Raw genomic sequence first — 18846 nt, forward strand, 5'->3', positions numbered from 1 at the left:
CGACGCCCACCGGCATCCCCGGTCGGCCTCGGGCCCCCGACCGCTCAGGAGTGAGCGCCCGGGGAATCGTCGTCCAGCGCGGGCAGTCGGCCTTCCTCGTCCATCGCTCGGCACGCTCGCTCGTACCAGTCGACGGGAACGATGACCGCCTGGGCCTCCTGGTACCGCACCGCCTGGATGTGTTCGCGGCCGTACTGAACACGCCCCATCACCTTGACGATGTTCTTCCTGAGATCGGCCGACTTCATCCGCACCGTGCGCGGCGGTCGGCGCCTCTCGCTCTCACCCTCGCTCGACATAGCCACATCGTACGAGACTCAAAAATTGCGCAACATAGATATGTTGCGCAACCATGGAGGCGGCCCGGCGGGCTGAACACACGAGAGCCCGCAACCAGCGCTGCAACCGCTGACCACGGGCTCTCACCCGACCACCAGACGCCACTGGAGGACGAGCCGTGCGCAACCCTAGCCCCAAGCGACCCCTGACCACCTCTCAGAGACTCGCGACAACACGGGCACTCCGAGGTGCGCGATGACCACCCAGGGGAGCCGCCGGATCACGGCGATGGCCCGCCGTTCCAAGGCGGCCGTGGGCACGGTCGTCAACAGCGACCACGGCCGCGCCGCCTGCGCGGCGAACGTCAAGCTCTTCGAGCAGGTCGAGTTCTCCGAGGGGCCCGTCCCCTACGCGAAGCGGCTGGAGGCAGCCGCCGTCTGCGACAGTTGCCCGCTGCGCGCCGGATACGGCTTCCGGATCACCAACTCCCGCAAGCGGTCGAAGGGCGCTCGATGATGGCCCCCAGCGACCACCGGCACGCGCCCAGGGCGATGCCCGGCACCATTCAGCAGCGGGTCCGCGATCAGGCCGCGTTCATCGCCACCGCGGTGTTCACCGCCTTCCTGCCCGCGGTCCTCGCCATCCTGACGATCACCTCGGCGTGGAACGGATGGGTGAACGTCATGGCCCTTCACACCTACCTGGACCAGCCCGGAGTGCTCCCCGGCGTGACGTGGGCCGTGCCGGTCGCCGTCCAGGCGTTCATCATCGCCGGCGAGGCGACCATGGTCCTCAACTCCATCCTCCGCCGCCGCTGGATCATGGCCAGCGGCATCGCCGCCACGACCCTCGGCTACACGACCGAGGCCGCCGCACACATCCACTACGGCCAGGCGCCCGACCAGATCATCACGATGATCGTGGCCGCCGTCGCCTGCGGCGGCGGCTGGGGCCTGATGGCCGGCCTGATGCACCGAGGCGTGGAAATCGCCGACGGCCCGGCCACAGAGCACGAAGTCCCCGTCACCCCGACAACGCCAGACTCCCGCGCCGAATACCCCGATCAACCCCGATCAGCCGCCGTCCACGCCGACCAGGGAGACACCACCGACATCCCCGACTCCGGGTCGGGATCGGCGCCGACCGACGCCCCGATCGGGGCCGCGTCGGCCTCGACTCCGGGCACCCATGCCGTCGATGCACCGGCCTCCCCGGTGAAGACCGGTCCGACCGATCGAAGGAGGCGACGCTCCCGCGCGGAGCTGCTCGAGGAGGTCCGCGCCCTGGACCCCGACCACGTGGCGCTAAGCCCCAACTATGTCGCCGACCGGGTCCGCGTCTCCTGGGCCAACGCCAAGTCCCTGCTCAACGAGACCGGCCGCCTGGCCGCCTCGGAGCCGCGTCGAACGTCCAGCAGACGAGCGTCGGCCCCGAGGACCTCGACACGGTCCACGACGGGACCCACAGCTCGGTGAGCCGATGCCGTCCGTGAGCAGCGCATGATGAGCAGCGCCGCCACACTGACACGGTGTGGTGGCGCTGCGTGCTGGCTGTACGCAGCCGACCAGGGCCTTCGGGAGTTCGAACATTCGTTGACCGTCGCGCGCACCGCGACGGTCAGCCGAGGACGTTCACGACCGCGCGGTCCGGCCCTCCAACACCGCGCGCTGGATGCGACGCAGGTGCGATGGGTCGAGGCCGGTGGTCTCCCTTACCTCGCCGAAGCGATCGGCGTCCGCTCCGCTGACGCGAGCTCCTTCCTTGCGTGGTGGGAGGGCGTGGGCGATGGCCGCGTAGTAGGCGTCGCGCGCGGCGATCACCTCGTCGACGGCCCGCTGGGCCTCCGGAAGTTCGGCGAAGGCGGCGTCCGGTTCAGCCAGTCGCCGGGGCCGGTTGGTCGCTTCGCGGTAGGCGAGTTCGGCTTCGTGGATGTTGCGGACGTTGCGCTCGGTCTGGTCGATGAGCCGGGCGATCTCGGTCCGCCGGCCGCGGCCCGGCACCGGTGGGTTCTTCTCGCCGCGAGCACGGCGCGCCTCTCGCTCCTGTTTCTCCTCCTCGCTCAGCGGGTCGACGTGTGAGTCGGCCAGCAGGCTGTTGCGGCGAGCCTCGCGTTCGGGGAGTTGGGCGCGGAGGCGGTCGAACCGACGCTTGGCCGCCTTGAGGCGGGCGATGGGGTCGGCAGCGGTCACGCGGACATGCTGGCGAGGGGAGCCAGCCCTCTGCAACTTCCTGGCGTGCCCGGCGAGCGAGATATGGGTCATGAAACGGCCGGGAACGCGGCAGCCTGCTCTCGGTGCTCTTCGCCACAGGTTCGGCACAGGCCCGCGGAGTCCGGGTCGCCACGGCGACGTTGGCAGCCGGAGCACAGCGGCCAGCCGAGGCATTCCGCGCACCGATCGCGGCCAGGCACCGGTGGCCGGCCGCAGTCCTCGCACTCAGGCAACACCGGGGTGAGGATGTGTTCGCCGAAGCGGGGTGGGGTGTAGGTCGCGCGCCGCTCGGGCCCGGTGTCCTGCGCCGGCAGACGCACGGGCGCCGGCGGGATGTGGCTGATCCGGCGGGCGAGGAAGCCAGCGGGGTGAGTGACCCTAGCGGGCAGAGCGCCAGTCAGTGCAGTGCGCAGGGCGTCCGCGTCCCAGCCGGCCGCCAGGAGGGTCTCAAGCCGCTGTCCTTCGCGGCTGAGGGCCTGCCCTCCAACGCTGAGGCGCGGTTCCCGCACTCCGATCTCCAGCAACAGCGACACGCCGGCGCTCGCGCTCGCGGGGACGGAGGGAGGGGAGGGGTTGGTCTTCTGCTGGTTGGTCTTCTTGATCTTGTTCTTCTTAGGGTGCGGATCACCCGACATCGGGTCATCCGTCGTCGGGTTTTCCGACATCGGTGCTGACCTGGTCTTTTGCCCGCTGGCGGCCTCGGACGACAGGGTGGGCTGGGGCGAGTCGGTGATGCGGTAGACGGCTGAGCCGAGGCGACCGCGTTCGTCGCGCTCCTGGTGGCGCTCCAGGTAGCCGTACTTCGAGTTCCTGAAGGCCCGTCATGATGGCCCCGCGCCCCTCCGGGCCGGAGCGGACCAGCGCTTCCACGGTCAGCCCGTAGCCGTCGCGGTGCGAGGCGATCTCCAGGAACAGCCCGCGCGCCTTCCTGCTCAACCGCCGGTCGCGAGCGAGTTCGTTGGACACCTGCGTGAAGCGGTCAGCGGCCATGTAGCCGCGCTCGATCCGGCCGTAACGGCTCATCGAAACGCCCGGCCAAGTGCGTGGCGGCGCAGCATCGTCGGTGACCTCCGTTGGCCGTCAAGGCAACTCGAAGCGGCGGCGGACACGAGGCTCCGGCCTCCGGACAGCCGCGTCCGTCGCCTCGGCAAACTAGCGGACGCAACTTCCGGAAACCAAGTCCACGAAAGAGGGACAGCGGAGATCTCGTCGAGCACCGCCTCGCATGACCACACCCTGACAGCCATAAACGCTCGTGTATCAGCTCGACGCGATCCACCTCGGGCAGACATGGACAAAGTGCGGTAATTGCCAACGATAGCCCAGAAGTCACCTATGATCATTTACGGCCGTTGATGCCACGTGGGGAGTCGCCCCCGGCCCGCTGGCGGCCACGACGCCGCGGGCTCCATCCAATTCACTCAAGGAGGACAGCCCATCCATGTCCGAAACCCGTGAACGGCACCTCAGACTCGCCGAGGTCCTAGCTGAGCTCGGGATGTCGCGCGCCGCCTTCTACCGCATGCGCGTCCGCGGCACCGCGCCCAAAGCGCTGAAGCTCCCCAACGGCCAGCTCCGCTTCCGTCGAGGCGACCTCGACCGCTGGCTCAACAACTGCGAGGAGAAGATCTCGTGCTGACCTACGACGTCCGCGTCTACACCATCGAGACACGGAGCGAACGCCCCAAGCCCTACCGCGTGCACTGGCTCGTTGGAAAGCGCAAGTACTCCAAGAGCTACACGCTCAAGGCCCAAGCCGACGGCCGCCGATCGGAGTTGATGGCGGCCGTGAGAAAGGGCGAACAGTTCGACACCGAGACGGGCCTGCCCGTCTCCGAGATGCGCGCGCTGAATGCCTCGGTCACCTGGTACGAGCACTCCCGCGCCTTCGTCGCCCGCAAGTGGGACATCCTCCCCGCCAAGTCGCGCCGCAACGTCGCCGACGCCCTGGCCACCATCACCCCGGCCCTGGTGAAGGGCGAGGCCGGCAAACCAGGACCCCCGTTGCTGCGTCGAGCGCTCTACAGCTGGGCCTACAACAAGAACAGGTGGAACGAGGAGCCGCCGGAGTACTGCGCCAAGGCCCTGGAATGGGTCGAGGAGCACTCCGTTCCCATGGCTGCCCTTGAGGACGCCGAGGTGCTGCGCAAGGCCCTGGACGCGCTGGCCCAGAAGCTCGACGGCAAGCCGGCCGCGGCCCGAACCGTCAAGCGCAAGCGAGCATGCCTCAGCGACGCGCTCGGCTTCGCGGTGGAGAAGAAGCTGCTGCCGGGCGGCATCAACCCGCTGGCCACCATCCGGTCGGTCATTCCCCGCACCGCCGAGCAGGTCGATCCCGACAGCGTGGCCAACCCCCGTCAGGTCCGCCAACTCCTCGCCGGGGTCAGGGATCAGGGCGACCGCGGCGAGCACTTGGAGGCGTTCTTCGGGTGCTTGTACTACGCGGCCACGCGGCCGGCCGAGGCAATCCACCTGAAGAAGAACCAGTGCCACCTCCCCAAGCGCGGCTGGGGACGGATCACGCTCCGGCGGGGCATGGTCCGCGCCGGGCGAGGCTGGACCGATGATGGACGGGCTCACGAGGAGCGCGGCCTGAAGGCGCGGGCGGAGGCGGATTCACGGCCCGTGCCGATCCCGCCGGACTACGTTCAGATGCTGCGTGAGCACATCAAGCGCTACGGCACCGCCTCGGACGGCCGGTTGTTCCGTACCAGCCGGGGCGGGCTGCTCCAGGAGAGCGGCTACGGGGAGGTGTGGGCGAAGGCCAGGGTCGCCGTGCTGACCGAGGAAGAGGCCGCCTCGATGCTCGCCCGCAGGCCGTACGACCTGCGTCACGCCGGGGTCTCCTTCTGGCTGAGCTCCGGCGTCGACCCGGCCGAGTGCGCGCGGCGGGCTGGGCACAGCCTCGCGGTGCTGTTCCGCGTCTACGCCAAGATCCTCGCGCAGAACGAGGAGCGCTCCAACCAGCGCATCGAGGCCGCGATGCGCGAGTGGGACGATGCCGACAAGTAGCCGCAGTCCCCTCTTCCCCGGGGAACACATGGGGAAGAGAAACTGACTGAGGGTGGGAAAGGCGCGAGACAGAGCGCGACAAACGCCGCGTTTCGATTCTCGTTCGAGAGCAGTAATCCGGGGCAGCAAAACAGCCCCCCGACCCGGCGTTTTCGCTGGTCAGAGGGCTGCCTCTTCGCTGTGGCGGCGCCAGGGTTCGAACCTGGGTAGGCTGAGCCGGCAGATTTACAGTCTGCTCCCTTTGGCCACTCGGGCACACCGCCTTGCGATGGGGTAAACGATACCCGATGCGTGGGGGTGGTCCGCCACCCGGTTGGGGCCGGTGGATCCGGGAGGGTGGGTGACTAGGCTGTGCGGCGACCACGCTCGATGTGACAGATCCGAGGAGCCTTACCACCATGGCCGACTCCAGTTTCGACATCGTCTCGAAAGTCGACCGGCAGGAGGTCGACAACGCACTCAACCAGGCGGCCAAGGAGATCTCGCAGCGGTACGACTTCCGCGGGGTCGGCGCCTCGATCGCCTGGTCGGGGGAGCGGATCGAGATCAGGGCCAACGCCGAGGAGCGGACGAAGGCGGTGCTTGACATCTTCCAGACCAAGCTCGTCAAGCGCGGGATCTCGCTGAAGGCGCTGGACTCGGGCGAGCCGCAGGCCTCGGGGAAGGAGTACCGGCTGTACTCCACGATCAAGGAGGGCATCTCCACCGAGGACGCCAAGAAGGTCGCCAAGCTGATCAGGGACGAGGGGCCCAAGGGGGTCAAGGCTCAGGTGCAGGGCGACGAGTTGCGGGTCAGCTCCAAGAGCAGGGACGCGCTGCAGGAGGTGCAGCGGCTCGTGCGGGAGAAGGACTTCGACTTCGCCGTGCAGTTCGTCAACTACCGATGATTCGGGGCATCGGCGTGGTCCTGCGGCGGGGTCGGCGGACGCCCGTGGGGGACGGCGCGAAGGTTGACCTGAGCCACGGGGCGCGGGAGCCGCTCGGGAGCGCGGTGGTGAACTGCGCCGTGTATCGGAACGGCGTGCGCAGGCAGGGCCGGTTCACCGCGCGGGAGGCGATAGTGCGGGCGCGCGGCCGGCGGGGCGGGTTCGTGTGGATCGGCCTGCACGAGCCGTCGGAGGCGGAGTTCGCGGAGATCGCCGACCTCTTCGGGCTGCACCCGCTGGCCGTCGAGGACGCCGTGCACGCGCACCAGCGGCCCAAGCTCGAACGGTACGACGACGCGCTCTTCACGGTGCTGAAGACCGTGCGCTACGTCGAGCACACCGAACTGACCGACAGCAGCGAGGTGGTGGAGACCGGCGAGATCATGGTCTTCACCGGCCGGGACTTCGTGGTCACGGTCCGGCACGGCGGGCACGGCTCGCTGGGGCCGCTGCGCGAGGATCTGGAGGCGACGCCCGAGCAGCTGGCGAAGGGGCCTTCCGCCGTGCTGCACGCCATCACGGACCACGTGGTGGACCACTACCTGGAAGTCGCGGCGGCGGTGCGGGACGACGTGGACGAGATCGAGTCGGCGGTGTTCTCCGACTCCCGGGGCCGGGGCGCGAATCCCGGTCAGATCTACCAGCTGAAGCGGGAGCTGTTGGAGCTCAGGCGGGCGGTGGCGCCGCTCGACGGGCCGCTGCGGATGCTGGCGGAGAAGGAGCTGCCGATGGTGGACACGGACATCAGGCGCTACTTCCGCGACGTGGCCGACCACCTGTCCCGGGTCACCGAGCAGATCAACGGCTACGACATGCTGATCGACTCGATCCTGCAGGCCAACCTGGCCCAGGTCACGGTGGCGCAGAACGAGGACATGCGGAAGATCACCGCGTGGGCGGCCATCCTCGCGGTGCCGACGATGGTCTGCGGCGTGTACGGGATGAACTTCGACTACATGCCCGAGTTGCACTGGCGATTCGGCTACCCGCTGGTGATCGGCGTGATCCTGGTCACCTGCTATGCGATCCACCGGGGGTTCCGGCGGAACGGATGGTTGTGACGCCCGGAGAGGGAAGTGGACCTGACGATCGTCAGGTCCACTCCTGACGAAGGGCGGATCCTGGTCAACAGTTCGATTGCCTAGGCTGGGGCCGTGGATAATGCGATCCTCGACGCCATCGAAGGGTTTGTCGCCACCCCCTGGGTGTACGTGGCGCTCTTCGCCGTCGCGATGCTCGACGGCTTCTTTCCCGTGGTGCCCAGCGAGACCCTGGTGGTGACCCTGGGGGTCTTCGCGGCGGCCGACGGCAACCCCAACCTGCTCCTCGTCATCCTCGTCGCCGCCCTGGGCGCCTTCGCCGGGGATCACATCTCCTACTTCATAGGCCGGAAGTCGGGTGAGCGGGTCTTCTCCAGGCTCAAACCCGGCAGCAGGACGCACAAGGCCTACGAGCACGTCGGCGACATGTTGCAGAAGCGCGGCGGCCTGGTCCTGGTCGTCGCCCGCTATATTCCGGGCGGCCGCACCGCCGCCACGCTCACCACCGGCGCCACCCGCTACCCGTTGAGCCGGTTCTCGCGGTACGACGCGATAGCGGCCGCGAGTTGGGCCGTCTACTCGGCCTGCATCGGCTACATCGGCGGCGCCGCCTTCGAGCACAACCCGCTGCGTGGGGTGGCGCTCGGGCTCGGCCTCGCGCTGGCGATCACCCTCCTGCACGAGGGGGTGCGGTTCCTGCGCAACCGCAGGGCGTCCGCCGCCGAGTAGCCGCGCGGGGCGCTCAGCGGCCCTGGAAGATCACCTCGGGGTTGGCCGCCGTCGGCCCGTCGAGCAGGGGTTGGGGCAGGCCCCGCAGGTGGGCGTCGAAGAAGGCGGCCACGTAGTCCCTGGTGATCTCGCCGGAGCGCTCGCCGGAGAGCGGCGCCTCGGGGTCGGTCAGCCCGAGCTGGCCGCCGAGCACCGGCAGGTCGATGAAGGTGAAGTGGCCCGAGTGCGTCACGGTCAGCCAGCGGCGCCAGCCGTCGAGCCGGGCCCAGTCCCGGTCCCAGGACTCGTCCTCGCCGCCTGGGTGGTGCAGGGACTCGGTTCCGAGCATCAGGAACGGCCGCCCGCCCAGGCCCTCGGGCGGCACGGGGGCGAAGAAGGTGCCGTCCATGTTGACCCCGGCGCGCACGCGCGGGTCCGCCGCCATGGTGACGGCCGTGGCGTTGCCCCCGATCGAGTGGCCGGCCATGCCGATCCGGGAGGCGTCTATCAGCCCGGCGCGCCGCCAGGCGGGGCGGGGGCCCGTCAACTGGTCGAGCACGAAGGACAGGTCGGCCGCCCGGCCCTCGGCGACGACCGACATGTCGTCGGCGGCCTCGCAGGCGACACAGGTGAGCATCCGACCGCCGGAAAAGAGGGTGCCGACCGACTCGTACGCGTGGTCGACGGCGGCCACCACGTAGCCGCGGCTGGCCAGCTCCTCGGCGAGCAGGGTGAGGGTGGTGCGCGGCAGCGAGAAACCCGGGGAGAGGACGACCAGCGGATGCCGGCCGCGCTCGGGCGCCGCGCCCGCCCGGGCGTTGATCCGGGTGGCGGCGACGTCCTCGGGCGCGATGACGTCCTCGCGGCCCTGGCTCTCCAGCAGCAGCCGGGCCTCGTCGACGGTCAGGTAGGGGGCGGGCCGGCCGGTGCCGGCCCTGGCGGGATAGAACATCGACACCAGCAGCTCGCGGTCGCCGGCCTCCGGCACCCACGGGTCGCGGCGGTCGCGGTCCACCAGGTGCAGCGTGTCCCGGCCGACCGCGAACGGACCTGTGGGCCGCGGCAGTTCGAGGACGGCGGCCGGCGCGGCGACCGGGTCGGCGACCGGGACCGGTGCACGGTCGGCGGCCGTCGCCGTCGGCAGCAGGGGCGCGGCGAGTGACAGGGTGAGGCCGACCGCCAGGGCGGCGGCGCCTCGGAAGATCGTGATCAACATGCACGGAGCGTAACCACGGGGCGTGGGGCGCCGCGTCAGTCCTCAGGCTGACCAGCCCCTTGACTTTCGTAAGGTTTCCCCTACGCGCCGGCACCACCCGGGAGGTGGTGCCAGCACTAGGTGTACTGGCCCTGCGTGTTCCAGCGGTAGCCGGGGTACGCCTGGGCGGTCGGCACGATCTCCCGGCCAAGCGGCATCAGCGACACCGGCACCATCTTGAAGTGGGCGATGCCGAACGGGATGCCGATGATCGTCACGCAGAAGGAGATGCCCGCCAGGATGTGCCCGATGGCGAGCCAGATGCCGGCGATCACCAGCCAGATCACGTTGCCCACGCCCGACGCCAGGCCCGCGTCGTGCCGCTCGGTGACGCGATAGCCGAAGGGCCACAGCGCGTAGCCGGCGATCCGGAAGCAGGCTATGCCGAAGGGGATCGTGACGATGAGGACGAAGCAGATGATGCCGGCGAGCACGTAGCCGAGCGCCATCCACAGCCCGGAGAAGATCAACCAGATGATGTTCAGTATGGTTCGCACGCCATCAGGATGACCTCAGCGGCGGCCGCCCGCCATGCGTTCCAGACGCTCGACGCGGTCCGCCATCGGCGGATGGGTGGCGAACATCCTGGCCAGCCCCTCGCCGCGGCGGAACGGGTTGGCGATCATCAGGTGGCTCGCCGTCTCCAACTGGGGCTCCGGGCGCAGCGGGCGGGCCTGGGTGCCCGCCTCCAGCTTGCGCAGCGCGCTGGCCAGCGCCAGCGGGTCCCCGGTGAGCCTGGCCCCCGACGCGTCCGCCTCGAACTCGCGCGACCTGCTGACCGCCAGTTGGATGAGGGAGGCCGCGATCGGGCCGAGGAGCATCACCAGCAGCATCCCGAAGATGCCGGGGCCGCCCTCGTCGTCGTCCCGCCCGATGGGGATGAACCAGGCGATGTTCACCAGGAACATGATCACCGAGGCCATGGCCCCGGCCACCGAGGAGATCAGGATGTCCCGGTTGTAGACGTGGCTGAGCTCGTGGGCGATGACGCCGCGCAGCTCGCGCTCGTCGAGCAGGCGCAGGATGCCCTCGGTGCAGCAGACGGCGGCGTTGCGCGGGTTCCGGCCGGTGGCGAAGGCGTTGGGCGCCTCGGTCGGGGAGATGTAGAGCCGGGGCATCGGCTGCCTGGCCTGGCCGGCCAGCTCGCGGACCATGAGGTAGAGCCTGGGCGCCTCGAACTCGCTCACCGGCCTGGCCCGCATGGCGCGCAGCGCGAGCTTGTCGCTGTTCCAGTAGGCGTAGCCGTTGGTGCCGAGGGCCACCACCAGCGCGATCAGCAGGCCGCCGCGGCCGAAGAAGCTCCCGATGACCAGGATCAACGCGGACATGCCGCCGAGCAGGGCGGCGGTTTTGAGACCGTTGTGCCGGCGGTGCACGGTGTGCCCTCCTGGTTGCGCGCGCGGGTGTGCGGGTGTGGGGAATGCCGGATGTACCGGATGCCGGAGTTTCTCCACTAACAGTGGACACTCCCGAAGTGCACAACGCGAACGGCGGGACGTCCGTTCCCTCACCGGCCCCGCTGTTACCGAGCGCGAACGTTCCGCGGCCGTCGGCGGCGCTAGATCAGCCCGCTCGATACAAAGGTGAGGATCAGCTGCGGGGCACCGGAGAAGGCCAGGGCCGCCGCCCCGGCGAGCCCGACGGCCCCGGTCAGCGGCACGGTGAGCGAGGCCAGAGCGGCCGGCACGGCGGCGGTGGCGGCGGCCGGCTCGTCGGCCCGGCCGACCGCCGGCTCCTCGGCCGGGCGGAACAGCAGCGCCGTCCAGCGCAGGTAGTAGAAGAGGGCGATCGCCACGTTGATCGCCATGACCACGGCGAGCGCGCCGAGGCCGGCGTCCACCGCCGCCTCGAAGACCGCGACCTTGGCGAACAGGCCCACCACCCCCGGCGGCAGTCCGGCCAGGCACAGCAGGAAGAAGGCCAGCGCGAGCGCGGTCAGCGGCCGGCGGGCGTAGAGCCCCCGGTAGTCGGCGAGCCGGCGCCCGCCGTGCCGGCGCGCCACCTGGGCGGCCACCGCGAACGCGCCCAGGTTGACCGCCGCGTACATCAGCGCGTAGGCGACGGTCGTGCCCACCGCCTCGCCGCGGTCGGTGTAGGCGGCGGCCGCGAGCGGCACCAGCAGGTAGCCGGCCTGCCCGACCGACGACCAGGCGAGCAGCCGGATCGCGCTGTGTGGCCCGGACGGGTCGGTGCGCAGCGCGGCGGCGTTGCCCACGGTCATGGTGAGGGCGGCGAGCAGCCCGAGCGCAGGGCCCCACAGGTCGCCGTAGCCGGGGAAGGCCAGGGTGGTGACCAGGGCGAGGCCGGCGAGCCCGGCGGCCTTGCCGACCACCGACAGGTAGCCGGCGACGGGCAGCGGCGCGCCGACGTAGGTCTCGGGGACCCAGAAGTGGAACGGCACGGCGGCGGTCTTGAAGGCGAAGCCGACCAGTGTGAGCGCCACCCCGGCCTCGGCCAGGGTGGCCAGCTGGGGGTCGCCCCCGGGCAGGGCGGTGGCGAGCTCGGCGAAGAAGAGGCTGCCGCCGGCGGCGTAGACGAAGCTGACGCCGAGCAGGGTGACGGCGGTGGCGGTGACCGAGGTGAGGAAGAACTTGAGCGCGGCCTCGGGTCCGGTGCGGCTGCCGCGGCGCAGCCCGACCAGGGCGTAGGCGGGCAGCGTGGCGACCTCGAGCGCGATGATCAGGGTGGCCAGGTCGCGGGCGGCCGGGAGCAGCGCGGCGCCGGAGGCCGAGGAGAGCAGCAGGAACCAGAACTCGCCGCCCGGGATGTCGTCGTCCGCGGTCTCCGGGACGGCGAGCAGGGCCACGAGGAACGCGCCGCCGAGCACCAGCAGTTGGACGATGACGGCGAAGCGGTCCGCGGTGTAGGCGCAGAGCGCGGGCTCGTCGGCGAGGCAGAACGTGGCCCGGTCGCCGTCGCGCAGCGGCAGCAGGGCGAGGGCGGCGAGCGCGAGTCCGCCGGCGGCCAGCCAGCCGAGCAGCGGGCGCCTCGCGGCCGGCAGGAACAGGTCGGCGATCAGCACCACCACGGCGGCGACCGCGGCGATGAGCGGGGGCGCGACGACCGCCCACTCGACGTTCTGGGTGAGGTTCATCTGGCGACTCCCGGCAGGAGGGCCGCGACGGCGGGGTCGGTGAGGTCGAGCAGGACGGCCGGCCACAGGCCGGCGAGCAGGGTCAGCGCGGCGAGCGGGGCGAACGCCGCGTACTCAGGGGCGCGCAGGTCGGGGAGTGGTTCGTCGACCTTGTCCCCCATGCAGACGCGGCGGACCACGAGCAGCAGGTAGGCGGCGGTCAGCAGGGTGCCGAGGCCGGCGCACGCCAGGTAGGTGAGGAACGCGGGCCGGCTGAGGCCCTCGGCCGGGTGGTAGGCGCCGAGCATGGCGAGCAGTTCGCCCCAGAAGCCGGCGAGTCCCGGCAGCCCGAGTGAGGCGACGGCGGCGAACGCCAGCAGCCCGCCGAACCGCGGGGCCCGGCCGTAGAGCGTCACGTCGGTCAGCCGGTCGAGGTCGGTGGACCCGACGCGCTCCTTGAGGGCGCCGACGAGGAAGAACAGCAGGCCGGTGATCAGGCCGTGGGCGATGTTGGCGAACAGCGCGCCGTTGACGCCGCCGCGGGTGAGGGTGGCGATGCCGAGGAGCACGAAGCCCATGTGGCCGACGGACGAGTAGGCGATGAGCCGCTTCAGGTCCCCGCCGGCGCCGCGCCGTACCAGGGCGAGGCAGGCGAGGGAGCCGTAGATGATGCCGGCGGCGGCGAAGGCGCCAAGGTAGGGCGCGAAGGTGTGCATGCCCTCGGGGGCGATCGGCAGCGCGATCCTGACCAGGCCGTAGGTGCCCATCTTCAGCAGCACGCCGGCCAGCAGCACCGAGCCGGCCGTTGGGGCGGCCGTGTGCGCGTCAGGCAGCCAGCTGTGCAGCGGCCACATGGGGGTCTTGACGGCGAGGCCGAGGCCGATGGCCAGCACGGCGAGCAGCTGGGTGGTGTGGCTGAGGCCCGCGCCGTTCGCCTCGGCGAGGGCGACCATGTCGAAGGTGCCGCCGCGCACGCCGATCAGCAGCAGGCCGAGCAGCATCACCACCGAGCCGACGACCGTGTAGAGGATGAACTTCCAGGCCGCGGCGGCCCGTTCGGCGCCGCCCCAGCGGGCGATCAGGAAGTACATCGGGATCAGGACCGTCTCGAAGGCCAGGAAGAACAGCACCAGGTCGAGGACGGCGAAGGTGGCGAGCGTGCCGGCCTCGAGCAGGAGCAGCAGCGCGACGAACGGCACCGGGCCCGGGGTGTCGTCCCCCTTGGGCGGCCTGACGTAGGTGTGGAGGGCGCAGAGGAAGGTCAGCAGCGCGGTGAGGACGAGCAGCGGCAGCGAGATGCCGTCGACGCCGAGGTGCAGCCGGATGTCGAGCGCCGGGATCCAGCTGAGGTCGCTCTCGGCCTGGACGTCGGCCGGCCGGTCGTGGTCGAAGCCGGCGGCGAGCAGCAGCGTCAGGACGAGCACGGCGCCGGTGACGGTGACGCCGTGCCGCAGCACGTCGCGCTCCGGGCCGCCCCTACCGCGCAGCCCGGGCGGGGCGGGCAGCAGGGCGGCGCCGGCGCCGAGCAGCGGGAGCACGACGGCGGCGGCGAGCAGCAGTCGCATGGTGGTGTCGTTGAGGCTGATCACGGCTCACTCCCCCGCGACGACGAGGACGGCGGCGACGGCCAGGACGAGGGTGCCGGCGACGATCGCGCTGAGGTAGGTCTGCACGTTGCCGGTCTGGGCGCGGCGGGCCGCGGCGCCGAGCAGCCCGGGCGCGGCGCCGGCGGCGCGCACGTAGGTGTCGACGACGGCCCGGTCGAGGAAGCGGACCAGGCGGGCGGCGGCCTCGGTGGGGCGGACGACGGCGGCCGCGTAGGCGGCGTCGGCGTGGAAGCCGGCGGCAGCGTGCGGGTGCAGGCCGCGCAGCAGGGCGGGTGCCGGGTCGACGGAGCCGCTCTCCGGGGCGTCCTCGTAGGCGCGGCGCCAGGCGGCGTAGGCGGCGAGGCCGCCGACCAGCGCGGCGCCGGTGGCCACCAGGGTGGTGGTGAGGGTGGGCGCGAGGTCGCCGCCGTCGAACCAGTCCGGCAGGACCGGGTAGGCGAGGCCGAGCAGCAGGGTGGGGAGCGCGAGCAGCCAGAGCACGGCGGCCATCACGGGGCTCGCGCCCTCGGAGACCGGCACCGGCTCGGTGCGCGCTCCCCCAGACTTCGTCTGGGAGGTGCCCCCACAAGCGAGGTCGTGGAAGGCGACCAGCCAGAGGCGGGCGGCGTAGCAGGCGGTGAGGAGCGCCGTGAGCAGCCCGGCGACCAGGACGATCCAGCCGGCGGCGGCCGGGACGCCGTGCCCGGGGTCGAGCGCGGCGTGCTCGGCGGCCGCTATCACCGCCTCCTTGGAGAAGAAGCCGGCGAACGGCGGGATGGCGGCGAGCGCGAGCAGCCCGATGGTCATGGTCCAGTAGGCGTCGGGGGCGCGGCGCCTGAGGCCGCGCATCCGGGACATGGCGGTCAGCGAGCCGGTGCCGGCGGTGTGGATGAGCACGCCGGCGGAGAGGAAGAGCAGGGCCTTGAACGCGCCGTGCGTCAGCAGGTGGAAGACCGCGGCCTCCCGGTCGGCGACGGCCAGGGCGCCCGTCATGTAGGCGAGTTGACCAATGGTGGAGTAGGCGAGCACCCGCTTGACGTCGTCCTGGGCGAGGGCGGCGAGCGCCGAGCCGATCATCGTGAGGGCCGCGACGACGGCGAGCGTCAGCAGGGCGGCCGTGGAGGCGGCGAAGACGGGCAGCAGCCGGGCCACGAAGTAGACGCCGGCGGCGACCATGGTGGCGGCGTGGATCAGCGCGGACACCGGGGTCGGGCCGGCCATCGCGTCCGGCAGCCAGGCGTGCAGCGGCACCTGGCCCGACTTGCCGGCCACGCCGGCGAGCAGCAGCAGGGCGATCAGGGTGGGGTGGGAGAGTTCGAGGCCGCCGTCGAGGAGCCGGCCCGCGATCTCGCTGACGCGGAAGGTGCCGGCCTCGTCGGCCAGGGCCAGGATGCCGATCAGGAACGGCACGTCGCCGAGCTTGGTGACCAGGAACGCCTTGAGCGAGGCGGCGCGGGCGGCCGAGGTGTCCCAGTAGTGGCCGACCAGGAAGTACGAGCAGACGCCCATCACCTCCCAGCCGACGAGCAGCACGATCAGGTCGTCGGCGTAGACGACGAGCAGCATGGCGGCGGTGAAGAGCGAGACCAGCGCGGCGTAGGAGGGGTAGCGGCGGTCGCCGCTCAGATAGCCCGTCGAGTACAGCTGCACACAGCCGGCGACGACCGCCACGAGCACCGCCACCAGCACGGCGAACCCGTCAAGGTTCAGGGCGAGTTGGATGTCGAGCCGGTCGTTGCCCGTGACCGTGAGGCGGGTCGCGGCGGTGATCGGCTCGTCGCCGCCCTGCCGCACGGCGACGTAGATCGCGAGGCCGGCGGAGGTGAGCGTCGGCAGCACGGCGAGCGGCCGGACGAAGCCGGGCGCGCGCCGGCCGGTCAGCAGGATCGCCGCGGCGGCGACGAACGGCAGCAGCGGCACGAGGACGGCGGCGGTCGTGGTGTTCACGAGGGATGGGTCTCCGAGGTCCGCTCCGCCGGCGTCTCGTCGAGCGGCGTGCGCGGCTCGCCGAGCTCGCGGAGCTGGTCGATGGCGGAGGTGCCGCGGGCGCGGTAGACGAGCAGCACGATGGCGAGACCGATGCCGATCTCGGCCGCGGCGAGGGCGATGAGGAAGAGCGTGAGGACCTGGCCCGAGTGCATGGCGTCGCGCAGCCACACGTCGAACGCGACCAGGTTGAGGCTGACGGCGGCGAGCATCAACTCCACCGACATCAGCACCAGGATGGCGTTGCGCCTGGCCAACACCCCGTACAGGCCGGTGCAGAAGAGCAGCACGGCGAGCACGGCCGGGTAGAGCAGGTGCATCAGCGCTCACCGCCGTCGCGCCGCCTGGTGCGGGAGACGACGATCGCTCCGACGAGGGCGGCGAGCAGCAGCACGGACAGCGCCTCGAACGGCAGCACCCACTCGCGGAACAGACTCTCGCCGATCTGCCCCGACTCGCCGTGCGGGGGGTCGAGTTCGATCCGCGCGGTGCGGAAGGCGTCGACGACGAGGACCACCAGGGCGGCGGCCGAGCCGAGCGACACGGCGAGCGCCACCGGCCGGTTGCCCGAGTCCGCGTCGGGCGACGGGCCGATGGGCGCCCTGGTGAGCATCAGGCCGAAGAGCAGCAGCACGACGACCGAGCCGAGGTAGATCAGCACCTGCACCCAGGCCACGAACTCGGCGGTGAGCAGCAGGTACTGGACGGCAAGGCCGCCGAGCGCGACCACCAGCCAGAGCGCCGCGTGCACCAACTCCCGGGTGGTGACGCAGCGGACGGCGGCGCCGAGGACGACGACCCCGACGATGAGGAAGACGACCTCCTGCCCGGTCACGTCCCCTCCTGTTCGTCCCGCTCGACGGCCTTGCGGGCGGCGGCTATCTCCTTGGGCTCCTCGCCCGCCGCGTCGAGCGTGGGCGGCTCGGGCACGGTCCACATCCACGCGCGCAACGCCTCGCGCTCGTGGGTGAGTTCGCGGATGTCGGTGGTGGCGTACTCGAACTCGGGCGACCAGAAGAGGGCGTCGAACGGGCAGACCTCGACGCAGATCCCGCAGTACATGCAGAGCGAGAAGTCGATGGCGAAGCGGTCGAGCACGTTGCGGCTGCGCTCGCGCCCGCCGGGGGTCGCGGGCGGCACGGTCTCCTTGTGCGAGTCGATGTAGATGCACCAGTCGGGGCACTCGCGGGCGCAGAGCATGCAGACCGTGCAGTTTTCCTCGAACAGCGCGATGACGCCCCGGCTGCGGGGCGGCAGTTCGGGGCGCCGCTCCGGGTACTGCTGGGTGACCGCGCGGCGGGTCATGGCGCGCAGCGTGATCGCCAGCCCCCGGGCGAGTCCTGACCCGAGGCTCATCCTGACACCACCACCTTGATCACGCCCGTCAACGCGATCTGGGCCAGGGCGAGGGGCACCAGCGCGGTCCAGGCGAACTTCTGGATCTGGTCGACGCGGAGCCTGGGCCAGGCGACGCGGGCCCAGATGACGAGGAAGCTGAGCGCGCCGGTCTTGAGCAGCATCCACAGCCAGCCGAGCTGGTCGGACCACGGCCCGTGCCAGCCGCCGAGAAACAGCACGGCCGTGAGGGCGGAGACGACGACGATGCCGGCGTACTCGGCGAGCAGGAAGAGCGCGAAGCGGAGGCCCGAGTACTCGGTGTACGCACCGAAGATGATCTCCTCGGGGGCGATCGGCGCGTCGAACGGCGGGCGTTGCAGCTCGGCGAGCCCGGCGGTGAAGAAGACGAAGCCGCCGACGAGTTGCCACGGCACCCACCACCACTCGAACTCGCCGAGTATCCCGGTGAGCGAGAGGGTGCCGGCGGCCATCGCGACGGATGCGGCGGACAGCAGCAACGGCAGCTCGTAGGCCATGAGTTGGGCGGCGGTTCGGAGGGCGCCGAGCAGCGAGTACTTGTTGGCCGACGCCCAGCCGGCCATCAACGAGCCGAGCACGCCGATGCCGAGGACGGCGAGCACGAAGAAGATGCCGGCGTCGATGACCTGCCCGACCATGCCGTCGGGTCCGAGCGGGATGGCCACGAGGACGATCAGGTACGGGATGAGCGCGACGGCGGGCGCGAGTTGGAAGACACGGCGGTCGGCGCCGGCCGGGACGGTGTCCTCCTTCTGCGCGAACTTGACGCCGTCCGCGATGAGTTGGGCCCAGCCGTGGAACCCGCCGGCGTGCATGGGGCCGAGCCGGCCCTGCATGTGCGCCATGGCCTTGTGCTCGGTCTGCCCGACGAGCAGGGGCAGCACGAGAAACGCGACCACGACCGCCGCGACCCGCACGGCCACGTCCCACACGTCCACTACGCCTCCCTCTCCGACCCAGAGCGGGGCGCCTCCGGCGCGGGGTCGGCGGACCCGTCGTCCTCGGGCTCGGCGGCACCGCGCGCCTCCGGCGCCTTGGCGCCGGGGGGTGGCTCGCTCTTGGCGGTGGCCCGCTGGCTGGCCGAACCGTCGGCCGCCGAGCGGCTACGACGAGGCGGCCGGGAGTCGCCAGCCTCCGCCGGCGAGGCGCCACGCGGCGAATCCGCATCGGGTCCACGCCACGGCGCGGACGGGGACGCGGAGCCGGAGGCGTCCGTGGCCGCCGCAGGCGGCGCGGCGCCACGCTGACTCGCCGAACCGTCGGCCGCCGAGCGGCTACGACGAGGCGGCCTGTCGGCCTTGCCCGGCGCAGCCGCTTCGCGGCGGGGCCTGGCCGTGGGCCGGCGGGCGGCGGGGGCCGCCACGGGCGGCAGCGTGCCGGCCTGGGGGCCCCAT

20 protein-coding genes and 1 tRNA gene are annotated in these 18846 nt (G+C 71.5%); 7 read left to right on the top strand and 14 right to left on the bottom strand.

Features of this window, described 5'->3' with window-relative positions; all coding sequences use genetic code 11:
* Positions 1 to 44: 44 nt before the first annotated feature.
* Entirely contained in the window at positions 45 to 299 is a 255-nt protein-coding gene (locus E1265_RS09590) for a hypothetical protein (RefSeq protein WP_132929826.1), read from the bottom strand.
* Positions 300 to 534: 235 nt separating this feature from the next.
* Here E1265_RS09590 and E1265_RS09595 point away from each other — a divergent pair, with 235 nt between their 5' ends.
* A complete protein-coding gene (locus E1265_RS09595) occupies positions 535 to 795 on the top strand; it encodes a hypothetical protein (RefSeq protein ID WP_132929827.1) in 261 nt (86 codons plus the stop codon).
* Complete coding sequence (locus E1265_RS09600) at positions 792 to 1754, top strand: hypothetical protein (RefSeq protein WP_132929828.1); 963 nt, start codon at positions 792 to 794, stop codon at positions 1752 to 1754. The genes E1265_RS09595 and E1265_RS09600 overlap by 4 nt, the downstream gene beginning before the upstream one ends.
* A 156-nt stretch (positions 1755 to 1910) precedes the next feature.
* Here E1265_RS09600 and E1265_RS09605 read toward each other — a convergent pair whose 3' ends face one another.
* Together E1265_RS09605 and E1265_RS09610 are read right to left on the bottom strand one after the other, a co-directional pair.
* Entirely contained in the window at positions 1911 to 2468 is a 558-nt protein-coding gene (locus E1265_RS09605; protein ID WP_132929829.1) for a hypothetical protein, read from the bottom strand.
* 68 nt (positions 2469 to 2536) lie between these two features.
* Positions 2537 to 3154: a hypothetical protein gene (locus tag E1265_RS09610; RefSeq protein ID WP_132929830.1), complete on the bottom strand. Its 618-nt coding sequence runs from the start codon at positions 3152 to 3154 to the stop codon at positions 2537 to 2539.
* Between the two features lie 776 nt (positions 3155 to 3930).
* On the opposite strand from E1265_RS09610, the gene E1265_RS09615 reads away from it, so the two are divergent.
* Both E1265_RS09615 and E1265_RS09620 read left to right on the top strand, forming a co-directional pair.
* Positions 3931 to 4128: a helix-turn-helix domain-containing protein gene (locus E1265_RS09615; RefSeq protein ID WP_132929831.1), complete on the top strand. Its 198-nt coding sequence runs from the start codon at positions 3931 to 3933 to the stop codon at positions 4126 to 4128.
* Positions 4125 to 5501, top strand: coding sequence for a tyrosine-type recombinase/integrase (locus E1265_RS09620; RefSeq protein WP_132929845.1), 1377 nt, complete (start codon positions 4125 to 4127; stop codon positions 5499 to 5501). Before E1265_RS09615 ends, E1265_RS09620 begins: the two co-directional genes overlap by 4 nt.
* A 181-nt stretch (positions 5502 to 5682) precedes the next feature.
* Here E1265_RS09620 and E1265_RS09625 read toward each other — a convergent pair.
* Positions 5683 to 5764 (bottom strand) — tRNA-Tyr (locus E1265_RS09625).
* A gap of 135 nt (positions 5765 to 5899) precedes the next feature.
* On the opposite strand from E1265_RS09625, the gene E1265_RS09630 reads away from it, so the two are divergent.
* From E1265_RS09630 to E1265_RS09640, 3 genes are all read left to right on the top strand, one after another.
* Positions 5900 to 6388 carry a YajQ family cyclic di-GMP-binding protein gene (locus E1265_RS09630; RefSeq protein WP_132929832.1) on the top strand — a complete coding sequence of 163 codons (489 nt, stop codon included), beginning with the start codon at positions 5900 to 5902 and terminating at the stop codon, positions 6386 to 6388.
* Complete coding sequence (corA, locus tag E1265_RS09635; RefSeq protein WP_132929833.1) at positions 6385 to 7488, top strand: magnesium/cobalt transporter CorA; 1104 nt, start codon at positions 6385 to 6387, stop codon at positions 7486 to 7488. The genes E1265_RS09630 and corA overlap by 4 nt, the downstream gene beginning before the upstream one ends.
* A gap of 93 nt (positions 7489 to 7581) precedes the next feature.
* Complete coding sequence (locus tag E1265_RS09640; RefSeq protein ID WP_132929834.1) at positions 7582 to 8196, top strand: DedA family protein; 615 nt, start codon at positions 7582 to 7584, stop codon at positions 8194 to 8196.
* A gap of 13 nt (positions 8197 to 8209) precedes the next feature.
* Here the strand turns inward: E1265_RS09640 and E1265_RS09645 are convergent, their stop codons facing one another.
* The 10 genes from E1265_RS09645 to E1265_RS09690 all read right to left on the bottom strand — a co-directional run bounded on the left by E1265_RS09645 (position 8210) and on the right by E1265_RS09690 (position 18390).
* Positions 8210 to 9391 carry an alpha/beta hydrolase gene (locus E1265_RS09645; RefSeq protein ID WP_132929835.1) on the bottom strand — a complete coding sequence of 394 codons (1182 nt, stop codon included), beginning with the start codon at positions 9389 to 9391 and terminating at the stop codon, positions 8210 to 8212.
* A 116-nt stretch (positions 9392 to 9507) separates the two neighbouring features.
* Positions 9508 to 9927, bottom strand: a complete 420-nt coding sequence (locus E1265_RS09650) for a YccF domain-containing protein (RefSeq protein WP_132929836.1) — start codon at positions 9925 to 9927, stop codon at positions 9508 to 9510.
* 15 nt (positions 9928 to 9942) lie between these two features.
* Positions 9943 to 10806, bottom strand: a complete 864-nt coding sequence (gene htpX / locus E1265_RS09655) for a zinc metalloprotease HtpX (RefSeq protein ID WP_132929837.1) — start codon at positions 10804 to 10806, stop codon at positions 9943 to 9945.
* A 182-nt stretch (positions 10807 to 10988) separates the two neighbouring features.
* Complete coding sequence (locus E1265_RS09660) at positions 10989 to 12524, bottom strand: NADH-quinone oxidoreductase subunit N (protein WP_132929838.1); 1536 nt, start codon at positions 12522 to 12524, stop codon at positions 10989 to 10991.
* Positions 12521 to 14068 carry an NADH-quinone oxidoreductase subunit M gene (locus tag E1265_RS09665; protein WP_132929846.1) on the bottom strand — a complete coding sequence of 516 codons (1548 nt, stop codon included), beginning with the start codon at positions 14066 to 14068 and terminating at the stop codon, positions 12521 to 12523. The genes E1265_RS09660 and E1265_RS09665 overlap by 4 nt, the downstream gene beginning before the upstream one ends.
* A 27-nt stretch (positions 14069 to 14095) precedes the next feature.
* Positions 14096 to 16036 (bottom strand): NADH-quinone oxidoreductase subunit L, encoded by a 1941-nt coding sequence (locus E1265_RS09670; RefSeq protein ID WP_132929839.1) that lies wholly within the window; start codon positions 16034 to 16036, stop codon positions 14096 to 14098.
* Positions 16033 to 16395 carry an NADH-quinone oxidoreductase subunit NuoK gene (gene nuoK / locus E1265_RS09675; RefSeq protein WP_132929840.1) on the bottom strand — a complete coding sequence of 121 codons (363 nt, stop codon included), beginning with the start codon at positions 16393 to 16395 and terminating at the stop codon, positions 16033 to 16035. The genes E1265_RS09670 and nuoK overlap by 4 nt, the downstream gene beginning before the upstream one ends.
* Positions 16395 to 16910 (bottom strand): NADH-quinone oxidoreductase subunit J, encoded by a 516-nt coding sequence (locus E1265_RS09680; RefSeq protein ID WP_132929841.1) that lies wholly within the window; start codon positions 16908 to 16910, stop codon positions 16395 to 16397. The genes nuoK and E1265_RS09680 overlap by 1 nt, the downstream gene beginning before the upstream one ends.
* Complete coding sequence (locus tag E1265_RS09685; RefSeq protein WP_132929842.1) at positions 16907 to 17431, bottom strand: NADH-quinone oxidoreductase subunit I; 525 nt, start codon at positions 17429 to 17431, stop codon at positions 16907 to 16909. Before E1265_RS09685 ends, E1265_RS09680 begins: the two co-directional genes overlap by 4 nt.
* A complete protein-coding gene (locus E1265_RS09690; protein ID WP_132929843.1) occupies positions 17428 to 18390 on the bottom strand; it encodes a complex I subunit 1 family protein in 963 nt (320 codons plus the stop codon). The genes E1265_RS09685 and E1265_RS09690 overlap by 4 nt, the downstream gene beginning before the upstream one ends.
* Positions 18391 to 18846 lie beyond the last annotated feature (456 nt).

Origin of the sequence: Streptomyces sp. 8K308 (genome assembly GCF_004348315.1) — a bacterium.
GTDB lineage: Bacteria > Actinomycetota > Actinomycetes > Streptomycetales > Streptomycetaceae > Streptomyces.

Coding starts and splice junctions, on each gene's coding strand:
- E1265_RS09590 (WP_132929826.1), bottom strand. CDS start 299: ATGTCGAGCGAGGGTGAGAGCGAGAGGCGCCGACCGCCGCGCACGGTG.
- E1265_RS09595 (WP_132929827.1), top strand. CDS start 535: ATGACCACCCAGGGGAGCCGCCGGATCACGGCGATGGCCCGCCGTTCC.
- E1265_RS09600 (WP_132929828.1), top strand. CDS start 792: ATGATGGCCCCCAGCGACCACCGGCACGCGCCCAGGGCGATGCCCGGC.
- E1265_RS09610 (WP_132929830.1), bottom strand. CDS start 3,154: ATGTCGGAAAACCCGACGACGGATGACCCGATGTCGGGTGATCCGCAC.
- E1265_RS09615 (WP_132929831.1), top strand. CDS start 3,931: ATGTCCGAAACCCGTGAACGGCACCTCAGACTCGCCGAGGTCCTAGCT.
- E1265_RS09630 (WP_132929832.1), top strand. CDS start 5,900: ATGGCCGACTCCAGTTTCGACATCGTCTCGAAAGTCGACCGGCAGGAG.
- corA (WP_132929833.1), top strand. CDS start 6,385: ATGATTCGGGGCATCGGCGTGGTCCTGCGGCGGGGTCGGCGGACGCCC.
- E1265_RS09645 (WP_132929835.1), bottom strand. CDS start 9,391: ATGTTGATCACGATCTTCCGAGGCGCCGCCGCCCTGGCGGTCGGCCTC.
- E1265_RS09660 (WP_132929838.1), bottom strand. CDS start 12,524: ATGAACCTCACCCAGAACGTCGAGTGGGCGGTCGTCGCGCCCCCGCTC.
- E1265_RS09665 (WP_132929846.1), bottom strand. CDS start 14,068: ATGCGACTGCTGCTCGCCGCCGCCGTCGTGCTCCCGCTGCTCGGCGCC.
- nuoK (WP_132929840.1), bottom strand. CDS start 16,395: ATGCACCTGCTCTACCCGGCCGTGCTCGCCGTGCTGCTCTTCTGCACC.
- E1265_RS09685 (WP_132929842.1), bottom strand. CDS start 17,431: ATGAGCCTCGGGTCAGGACTCGCCCGGGGGCTGGCGATCACGCTGCGC.